At 63.8% G+C, this 6,194-nt stretch carries 10 protein-coding genes; 9 read left to right on the top strand and 1 reads right to left on the bottom strand.

Translation table 11 applies throughout. From position 1 onward, the window contains the following. Positions 1-20: 20 nt before the first annotated feature. From J0I42_RS12275 to J0I42_RS12235, 9 genes are all read left to right on the top strand, one after another. Positions 21-401, top strand: a complete 381-nt coding sequence (locus J0I42_RS12275; RefSeq protein WP_291655117.1) for a hypothetical protein — start codon at positions 21-23, stop codon at positions 399-401. Then, positions 401-679, top strand: a complete 279-nt coding sequence (locus J0I42_RS12270) for a hypothetical protein (RefSeq protein ID WP_291655116.1) — start codon at positions 401-403, stop codon at positions 677-679. Before J0I42_RS12275 ends, J0I42_RS12270 begins: the two co-directional genes overlap by 1 nt. Further along, positions 676-1,113 (top strand): hypothetical protein, encoded by a 438-nt coding sequence (locus J0I42_RS12265; protein WP_291655115.1) that lies wholly within the window; start codon positions 676-678, stop codon positions 1,111-1,113. Before J0I42_RS12270 ends, J0I42_RS12265 begins: the two co-directional genes overlap by 4 nt. A gap of 3 nt (positions 1,114-1,116) precedes the next feature. Continuing rightward, entirely contained in the window at positions 1,117-1,647 is a 531-nt protein-coding gene (locus J0I42_RS12260; protein WP_291655114.1) for a hypothetical protein, read from the top strand. A gap of 182 nt (positions 1,648-1,829) precedes the next feature. Continuing rightward, complete coding sequence (locus J0I42_RS12255) at positions 1,830-2,243, top strand: phage tail assembly protein (protein ID WP_291655113.1); 414 nt, start codon at positions 1,830-1,832, stop codon at positions 2,241-2,243. 15 nt (positions 2,244-2,258) lie between these two features. Continuing rightward, a complete protein-coding gene (locus J0I42_RS12250; RefSeq protein WP_291655112.1) occupies positions 2,259-4,718 on the top strand; it encodes a hypothetical protein in 2,460 nt (819 codons plus the stop codon). Further along, positions 4,718-4,939, top strand: a complete 222-nt coding sequence (locus tag J0I42_RS12245) for a hypothetical protein (protein ID WP_291655111.1) — start codon at positions 4,718-4,720, stop codon at positions 4,937-4,939. Before J0I42_RS12250 ends, J0I42_RS12245 begins: the two co-directional genes overlap by 1 nt. Positions 4,940-5,102: 163 nt before the next feature. Beyond that, positions 5,103-5,405: a hypothetical protein gene (locus J0I42_RS12240; protein WP_291655110.1), complete on the top strand. Its 303-nt coding sequence runs from the start codon at positions 5,103-5,105 to the stop codon at positions 5,403-5,405. Positions 5,406-5,423: 18 nt separating this feature from the next. Continuing rightward, on the top strand, positions 5,424-5,657 hold the full coding sequence (locus J0I42_RS12235; RefSeq protein WP_291655109.1) for a hypothetical protein: 234 nt from the start codon (positions 5,424-5,426) through the stop codon (positions 5,655-5,657). Here J0I42_RS12235 and J0I42_RS24010 read toward each other — a convergent pair. Beyond that, positions 5,641-6,078, bottom strand: coding sequence for a helix-turn-helix domain-containing protein (locus J0I42_RS24010; RefSeq protein WP_366509829.1), 438 nt, complete (start codon positions 6,076-6,078; stop codon positions 5,641-5,643). The two genes, J0I42_RS12235 and J0I42_RS24010, sit on opposite strands and share 17 nt — an antisense overlap. Positions 6,079-6,194 lie beyond the last annotated feature (116 nt).

The following is a 6,194-nucleotide window of genomic DNA, read 5'->3' as shown; positions in this document are numbered from 1 at the left end:
AAATCGAAGGTTCAAGCCCGATGGATGAAGTCGAAATTCGCGCCTCCGAGCGCACGCGCATCAAGGAAATCACCTCTTCCTCGCACGCCGCGGGCCGAGAGGCTCAGGCGAATTATCTGGCGCTGGAGACCAGCATGTCGGCGGCCGAGGCTGTTGGCCTGCTGGCGGCCAGCCCGAAGGCGACGCCGACCCAGTCATATGCCCAGCGCTCCGCTGCTGCGGGCGGTGACGGCCAAACCTATTCGGAGCGAAAGGCCGAGGCTGCTGGCCCTGAAGGCTTCGTCGATTTCGGCAGCACACCCTCTGGAGTGAAGGCCAGTCACAAAACCGGCTGGTCGAAGGCGATGGCTGCGGAAGGTGTCAGACTTGGACCCAACGCCGTCAAGTCGAGCGCCGCCTGATGGATTCAGTCACAAAGGAGGAGAGCGAACGTCTCATTCAGCAGGCGTATGCGGAGGCTTTCGCTGAAGGCGTCGCGCTCGGAAGAGCGCGCTTCAAAGCAATCATGAGGAGCGACGAGGCCAAGGCCAATACAAAGCTGGCACTCTACCTAGCCATGAAGACAGACCTGCCGGCCGATGTTGCAGTCGGTTGTCTGGGTGCGGCGTCCGAGGACCATCCTTCGCCGGCCGTGCTTGCGGCCGTGGCCGAGGCGGCAACCGTGGCGGTGCTCCAGTGAGGGTATTCAGCGTCGATCCCGATATCCTTGCCGGCTATCGCCGCCGGTCTGGCGCCCATTTCGCCGTCGTGCGCCAACTTACCGATGAAGCAGCCGGTGCGCGAGCCGATCGGGATGATCTGCTTGTCGTAGCTCGGCAGCGCCTCGGCACCAGCCAAAAGCCATTTCAGGACGACGCTGACCTTGGGGTGCTCGCTTACCTCAGCGACAGCGAGCTGGCCCGGCACAACAAGGTCGAAGCGGAACTTCGTCGCATCGGTGCTGACACGCAGGCCGCCGAACGCTTCGGTGCATATACGGGCAACATCGGGCAGCGCATTTACGAACATGCAAAACAGATGGAGCAGGCGGACGAGGCGCGAATCCGGGTGGAAAACGGCCTGAAGCCAGCCAGGCCGCCCGCGGCGGCACCTGGCCCCTCAACGCGGATGTGACCGATGCTTGGAAACTTGCGCACCACAATCGAGAAGCATCGCGAGGCAATTTCTCGCCTGAAGGCTGAAGGCGACGCTGTCAGGGCCGCGCCGGTCGACGCGGAAACGATCACGCGTCGGCTGGACGCAGAGATTGCCAAGGCAAAGGAGCACGCAAGCGGCTTTTTTGCTTATCTCAACTCGCCGGGTGGCGGGTTCACGAGCTCGACGTTCAATCGCCACGCGGCCGCCGACGCGTTCGCGTTCTGGGCGGCCTGTGACCCGGACGCCCTGCGCGCCGTTGCGCTCGAAAGCATACGCGCTGGCGACATGACCGAGGAGCAGCGCGCCAATCGCCTCACCGCGATCGACGAAGCACTGGAGGCGGCGGAGATAGACGAGGAGCTTTCACTCCGCGAAATCGACGCCGCGATCGGAAACCACGAGCAGCGCCGACTGGATGCGAGGGTGGATATCCTTCTCGCGCCGCTGGCCGAGCTCCAGGCCGTCGCGAAGCCCGCCAAGGCCGGCGGCCTCTTCCGCAAGGCCAGCTAATCAGATGCGCGCGCCCCGTTTCTCGATCGGGGTGATCGCGAGCCCAGCCAGGCAGGTCATGGGCCTGGCTGGGCACCGTTTCGAATGCCCTGTAGCGGACTGGTTGATGGCCGCTGCGAGGGCTGGCCGGCCGGGTGGCATCGGACCCCGGCCGGCGCTCTTTCCTCATCGGAGATCCCGAAATGACCGAAACCCCCGCCGCCACCGTCGTCGCCCTGAGCGGCAATCGCGCGCGCACCGTGTCTCTCGAGTATCCAGCAGAACTCGCGGACGGAACGATCATCAGCGAGGTCACCGTCCGGCGGATGACCTCGGCCGAGGTCGAGGAGTTCGTCGCCGCGGCTGCCGGCGGCAAGGAAGTCCGCCTGCCGATGTTCGATCAACCTCCCGAGGTTCTGGACGCGCTCGACCCCGACGATTTCGAAGAGCTGAACCGCGTCGCTACGGAAATGCTTCCGCGCCGCATCCGGCGCGCGCTGGATACGGTCGAGCTCGCACCTGACCCCATATCTGCCGCTACCGGAGCGCTGAACGATTTGGCCAATAGTGCGGCGGCTCTCGCCGCCGACCCGCCTCCTGCCACCGCGCAGTCCTGATAGGAGGCCTAGCCCGTGCCACGCTCCATCCTTGCTCAGCTCGTCGTCGCGCTTCGTGATGATGCGTCCCGAAATGCCAAGGCGCTCGCGGGCAATCTGAAAGGCCTTGGCGACAGCGCCAGCTCATTCGCGTCCAAGATGAACAGCGCGAAATGGTCGAAGGATTTCCAGCGGGACGCTCAACGGGTCCGAGTATCAGCCCAGGAGATGGCGGCCGCGCTTGGGAGCAACTCCCTCGGATGGGGCAGCGGCTTTTCTAAAGAGCTGCTGAAGCTAAAGCCCGCAACGCGGGAGTTCGCGAAAATCAAGGATAGCTGGCTAGACCTTCAGCGAACACTCAATGCGCCCGGTACCCGTCGATACGGTGCGACCGTTCTTGAGGCCCAACGGGCTTGGCGAAACCAGATAATCACTGACATGCAAATTGCCCGCGCGGAGCGGGCCCGCTGGCGCGAAGATATGTCACGGCCGGCAAGCATCGCGCGCAAGGGCATCCGCATGGGCGCGGCAGCAGTCGGTGTGTACGGCGGGGTTCACGGCACAGGCCGCGTCATTCGCGGGACCGCGATCGCAGGAGCAAACGATAAGCGGGAAACCTTCCGACAGAGCATTTCCGGCCTTTCGGCTGAGGAGATCGCCCGGATTTCCGCCAGCTCCGATACCCTCGCCACGAAATATCCGAGCGTCTCGCGCGTCGACATTCGCGAGCTGGCGCGTGGCGCCCGGAACCTGACCGGTGATGTCGGCAAGGGACTGGAGCTTCTGCCGGACATCATCCGCGCCCGCGTTGCGATCCAGAGCGCGACCGGCGGCAACGGGGACGGCGATCTGGATCAGATCCTCAAGAGCGCAGACATCGCGGGACTTCAGGACAATCCCGCCCGCTTCAGAGCATTCCTCGAGAACTATACGAAGGCCGTTCAGGTCGAAGGAAAGCAGCTCTCCGCCTCGGATTATCTGTCGTTTTATCGCCGGGCGAAGATGGCCGGCAGCGGCTTTTCCGACGACTTCATTGCAGGCGCCGCCCCCTCGCTGATGCAGGAGCTTGGCGGGCCTGGCGCCGGTACGGCGCTCGCGACCTATTTCCAGCAAATGGCCGGTGGCCGGATCAAGAAGGAAACGCTGGGCAATCAGAAAAAGGCCGGCCTTCGTGACAAGAAGGGCACCCTGATCGATCGCAAGGATTTCATCTCCGACCCGTTCGAATGGACCCAGAAGCATATCGCGCCGCTGATGGAGAAATCCGGCGTCGACATGACCAGCTCGGAATCCATGATCGACTTCCTCATCCCGCTCTTCAGCGAGCGCAATGCGGCTGAGGTAGCCAGCAAGTTCATCCTCCAGGCTGATCAAATCCGCCGCAATCGCAAGATGTACAAGGGCGCCAAGGGCCTCGGCGCGGCCGAGGAAGCCCGAAAGGAAGACCCGTTCGTCGCTGGCGCCGGGGCGATAAACAGCTTGGCCAACGCCGCCGCCGCGCTCGCTGCTCCAGCCCTGCCGATGGCGACCGCCGGCCTCAACACCTTCACCGACGCCGTGAACAGCCTGGCGGTCAAGATGCGGGACAATCCCGAAGTCGCGAAGAAAGCCAGTACCGTGGCGACCAGTGCGGCCGCGGGGGCTGGCATCGTCGGTTCGATCCGGGCAGCCGCGGCTCTCTGGCAGGGTGGCGGCATTGCTGGCGCGATCGGTGGCTTCCTCCGGGGCGGCGCCCGCGGGGGTATCCTCGGCGGCGCGGCTGGTACAGCCTGGCTCGCCATAGAGGCGGCTCTAGCCGGCAAGGCCACGGCCGATGTGGTCGGACAGTCTGCCACCGGCAAGAACTACACCCCACGCGATGCGGCCTCCGTCTTCAGCCTTGCGGAGCAGCTCAACGGCATCCAGTCTCAGATTTCCGGCGTGAAGAAGCGCACGCACCCGTCCCGAGCTGACGAACCCAATCCAGATCTAGACCGACTCGAGGGCGATGCTCAGGAGGTCCGAAACCGCATCTCCGCCGGCACCTCCGGCATGGGCGACGGGCTGGTAAAGAGCCTGGCGGATGGCATCGTGGCGGGGTCTCAGACCGCCGTACAGGCCATGGAAACGCTGATGGAGAGCCTACGCGCCCGCGCCAGGTCCGGCATCCAGATTCCGGTGACGGTGTCGCCCGATACCAAGTCCACTGATCCATCCGTCCCTGCGCGCGCCTCCGGCGGTTCCGTCGCGGCGGGCAACCTGTACCGGGTGAATGAGTTCGGCGAGGAGTTCTACCAGCCCACCGAGGATGGTCGGATCATCGACCCTCGCCGCCTGAAAGCTGGCAAGGGTGGAGCGTCCGGCGTTGGTTCGATCTCGATCGGGGGCAGCACCTTCCACATCACCGGCGTCAGCGATCCGACGGCAGTCGGCGAGACGGTCATGCAGATGCTTGAACAGAAAATTCAGGAGGTCGCCCAGGCCGCATTCTCCGACCTTGGCGTGGAACTGGCGTGATGGCTGGGCATTCAGAAGAGCAGCTCGCGGCGGTTCAGCGCGAGGCCGCCGCCTTCGTCAAAGACGAGCTCCGGCGGATCGAGACGGCGTACGGGCTGGCGGCGGCCACAGCAGCCGCACAGGGCATGACGGCTGCCATGGTCCAGTGGTCGGAAGATGCCACCGGCATGACGATCCAGGAAGCCCTCCAGCACCCCTTGAACAAACATGGCCGAGGCTGATCGGCCGTCGCCTCGCGCTGTTCGACGTCGCGAGCCTCCCGGCACCGGCTTGCAAGATTGGATGCTCAGGGAGATCGCGCGCCGTTCTCCTGTGGCGAGAATCGATCTGCTTCACGATGCCCGCGCTCGCGGCCTGTCGCGAGATACCGAGACGGGCCGCGTGATGTTCAAGGTCGCGCTGAAGCGGTTGCGCGCCTTCGACTGCACCATCTTCGATGACAAGACGATCCATTGGACCGGCCGTGCGCTGCCCGTGCGCTACGTATCGGACGACAAGGAGCGCGCTTGGCTCCAGGCGCAGCGCGACGCCGCTTTGGCCGCATTGCGGCCGCCCGGTGCGCCTACGATCGATCCGGCAGAATTCGCCGCCTGGCAGCCTCCCCAGCGCTTCGTAGTCTCTGACGGGGTGCGGACCGCGCTGCTGCAGGTGGTCTCGGCGCAGCGTGGCGACAAGGATATGATGTAGACCTAGGAGGGTCGCATCATGAAGAGGAAGCACGGCTCTCGGACGGTCACGCTCGACCAAGGAGAGCGCGCGCTAATCGTCGCCGCGCAGCTCGTCGACCTCTACGGTGAGATTTACCTGCCGCTATTCGAGCGACTCGAGGAGGGATTGATCGAGCTTCACAAACGGAGCGCAGCGCGTTCCCGTGCCGATGGTATCGCGAAATCCAGAGACCTTTCAGCCTACCGCTCCAAGGCTACCGATCGGTCTTGATCGCCCCGTCCGAGAAATCCCGTCGCATGAGATGGTGCTGGCCATCGGATTTGATCGCTAGAAAGCCGCGCACCTCCAGATCGCGACGGAGGCCTTCATCGGCGGCCGAGATCCGCACGAAGCTGTTGATCTCCAGGGGCACGGAAAGATGGTCATCAGCGGATTGAATGTCCACGATTGCTCGCCCTTCCAGGCTTACCCGGACACCGGGGTTGCCATGGTTCAGAAACTCAACGCCGGCAGCCTCTAGAGCGCGCTGTACCGCTCGGACGTTGGCGGATCGTCCGGCAATCTCGAATGCGCCAGACGCCTCCATGTTTCGGATGGTGTTGACGCTGACGCCAACCATTGCTGCGACCTGAGTTTGCTCGAGCCCCAGCAGCGCGCGAGCGGCTTTCAACTGATACCCTGTCGTGAGCATATCTATTCTCCAAGTTCGAGAATTTGTGTGCCACAACAAGATAGGCGTTGACAAGAACCAAATCGCATTGTTTGGTTAACGCACGTCAGAAGTTGCGTTTCAAAACCAAATTGGAG

This window comes from Allobosea sp. (assembly GCF_017308015.1).
Classification (GTDB): Bacteria; Pseudomonadota; Alphaproteobacteria; order Rhizobiales; family Beijerinckiaceae; genus Allobosea.
This window is presented reverse-complemented; position numbering and strand designations above follow the sequence as displayed.

What these genes read in the sequence shown, in the direction of transcription:
- J0I42_RS12275 (WP_291655117.1), top strand. Translation starts at nt 21, where the DNA reads ATGGATGAAGTCGAAATTCGCGCCTCCGAGCGCACGCGCATCAAGGAA.
- J0I42_RS12270 (WP_291655116.1), top strand. Translation starts at nt 401, where the DNA reads ATGGATTCAGTCACAAAGGAGGAGAGCGAACGTCTCATTCAGCAGGCG.
- J0I42_RS12260 (WP_291655114.1), top strand. Translation starts at nt 1,117, where the DNA reads ATGCTTGGAAACTTGCGCACCACAATCGAGAAGCATCGCGAGGCAATT.
- J0I42_RS12255 (WP_291655113.1), top strand. Translation starts at nt 1,830, where the DNA reads ATGACCGAAACCCCCGCCGCCACCGTCGTCGCCCTGAGCGGCAATCGC.
- J0I42_RS12245 (WP_291655111.1), top strand. Translation starts at nt 4,718, where the DNA reads ATGGCTGGGCATTCAGAAGAGCAGCTCGCGGCGGTTCAGCGCGAGGCC.
- J0I42_RS12240 (WP_291655110.1), top strand. Translation starts at nt 5,103, where the DNA reads ATGTTCAAGGTCGCGCTGAAGCGGTTGCGCGCCTTCGACTGCACCATC.
- J0I42_RS12235 (WP_291655109.1), top strand. Translation starts at nt 5,424, where the DNA reads ATGAAGAGGAAGCACGGCTCTCGGACGGTCACGCTCGACCAAGGAGAG.
- J0I42_RS24010 (WP_366509829.1), bottom strand. Translation starts at nt 6,078, where the DNA reads ATGCTCACGACAGGGTATCAGTTGAAAGCCGCTCGCGCGCTGCTGGGG.